This is a genomic window from Oleiphilus sp. HI0043, from assembly GCF_001634935.1.
This window is the reverse complement of sequence record NZ_LWEY01000908.1, coordinates 1-373: the sequence shown is the minus strand read 5'-3', so window position 1 is coordinate 373 and position 373 is coordinate 1. Positions and strand designations below refer to the sequence as shown.

Genomic DNA, 373 nt, shown 5'->3' with positions numbered 1-373 from the left:
CTATATTCGCGTAATAGCACAACATATGCATCACACGCCCAGCAAAATAGGTCACAGAAAACGCGTCGATATAGCTTGCATCGGCACCACTATAAACAGCAAACAAAGCAAACAGGATAAATACCGCGATCGTCTCATTGGTATTTGAATAAGTACGAGAGGCTCGAAATAAAAATCTAGCGTGATCAGCTTCGACGGGATAACCCGGTGTATGTTTCAATTTAATTGATGCTGCGTCAGAAACAAGTATTTGGGTGAGCAGCAATAAGCCGGTCAGTCCAACAATGAGTAGCGTGAGTTGATAGTCTGCAAATACTTCCATATATTGATCCTAGTACTTTCATAAGTGATTGGGTTCACTAATTGTAAAGCG

At 41.3% G+C, this 373-nt stretch carries 1 protein-coding gene; it reads right to left on the bottom strand.

Features of this window, described 5'->3' with window-relative positions; genetic code table 11:
- The coding region (locus tag A3729_RS10215) for an MAPEG family protein (protein ID WP_068633781.1) at positions 1–322 on the bottom strand (322 nt) is incomplete at its 3' end.
- Between the last annotated feature and the right edge of the window lie 51 nt (positions 323–373).